Raw genomic sequence first — 1,742 nt, 5'->3', positions numbered from 1 at the left:
CAGGGAGGCGACGGTCATCCCGGCAACCTCCTTCCCGGTGCCGAGGGCTGCCGCTATCTCCTCTAACGTCGCCGTCCGCCCGCCGTTATCCGTGATCGTGAGGATTGCTTCGAGATAATCCTCAAACGTGGAGGGAAGCATGCTACAGATTCTTTTACTTCTACAAGTTTATGGATTTGGATGGTGCTATCGGGATCGGGATGCAATAATGAGAGTGTCACGACTTGCCGTGACAGGGATTGAGTTCCCCATCGGAGCCGCAAGCGGCGGCTATCCTGCACATGCATCCGGCGAGCATCAATGCCTATAATATGGGTTCGCGGACGATCGGTGATCATGATGACCCCGGGCAAGCAGGTCACAAACGGCGATGTTGCCGAACGGCTCGCCTTCATGAGCCGTCTGCTCGAGATCGCGGGAGCGGACCGGTACCGGGTCGGGGCCTATGAGCGGGCGGCGCGGCAGATCGACCGGCTCTCCCTCCCGGTTGCCGGACTCGATGAGGATGAACTCACCCGTATCCCGGGCATAGGTCTCCGGCTAGCCGGGCAGATCCGGGAGATCCTCACGACCGGATCGTTTGCGGAACTCGATAACCTGCAGGCGGCCATCCCCGGGTCGATCGTCGAACTGCTCGGTATTACCGGGGTGGGGCCCCGGACCCTGCGCACCCTCTGGAAGAAACTCGGCATCCTGACGCTCGACGACCTTGAGCAGGCGGTGAAGAGTCACCGGGTACGGGCGCTCCCCGGCTTCGGCGCAAAGAAGGAAGAGGCGATCCAAAGAGGCATCAGAGAGTTCCGCCGGAGGCCGGACCGGATGACCCGGCCACAGGCCGACGCCGTCCTCGAGAGCGCAAAAGCGCTTTTTCCCGACGGACGGTACACGGTTGCGGGGAGTTACCGGCGGGGGGCGAGCACCGTCGGCGGGATCGTGGTTGTCGCTACCGGCGATGCGAACGCCGTCATGCGCCGTCCCGGGGCCACCGGGAGCGCCGGAGTGGTCTCGCTCCCGCTCGATGGTGCCGGACTGAAGATCCGGTTCACCGAGCCTGCCCGGTGCGGCACCGCGCTCCTCTGCGCCACCGGCTCCCGCAGGTTTCTGGCCCGCCTCAGGGGGGTGGCGCTCGAGCAGGGCTACCGGCTTGAACCCGACGGTCTGGTCGACGTTTCGGACGGCCAGGTTCACGCGTTCAAACGTGAGGAGGACGTCTTCGCGTTCCTCGGGATGGCGGCCGTCCCCCCGGAACTTCGCGAAGACCGGGGCGAGATCGAACTCGCCCTCCGGCACGCCCTCCCGGACCTCGTCGACCGATCCGGGGTCCGCGGAGACCTTCACGCCCACACCACGTTCAGCGACGGCCGCCAGTCGCTCGAAGACGTGGCAGCGGCAGGAGATGCCCGGGACTACGAGTATATCGTGATCACCGACCACTCCTCAAAGGTGAGGCCGGAGGCCCTCGCAAAGCAGCAGGCCGAGATCGAGCGGGTCAACCGGCGACACACCTGCCAGCTCCTCGCCGGGAGCGAAGTGGACATCAAGAGCGACGGTACGCTCGGGTACCCGGACAGGGTGCTTGCGGACCTCGACTTGGTGATCGCGAGTGTCCACTCCGGGTTCGGCCAGGACCAGGATCTCCTGACCCGCCGGGTCCTCACCACGATGGAGAACGAGCACGTCGATATCATCGGCCACCCCACCGGGCGCCTCCTCGGCCGGAGGCCGCCGCACGCGATCGACCT

1 protein-coding gene is annotated in these 1,742 nt (G+C 65.4%); it reads left to right on the top strand.

Features of this window, described 5'->3' with window-relative positions; genetic code table 11:
• Positions 1 to 336 precede the first annotated feature (336 nt).
• Positions 337 to 1,742 (top strand): helix-hairpin-helix domain-containing protein (locus tag PLN84_RS13215; RefSeq protein WP_348532182.1); only part of this gene is annotated, 1,406 nt, incomplete at its 3' end.

The organism is Methanoculleus sp. (genome assembly GCF_035363275.1).
In the GTDB taxonomy this organism is placed as follows: Archaea; Halobacteriota; Methanomicrobia; order Methanomicrobiales; family Methanoculleaceae; genus Methanoculleus.
This window is presented reverse-complemented; position numbering and strand designations above follow the sequence as displayed.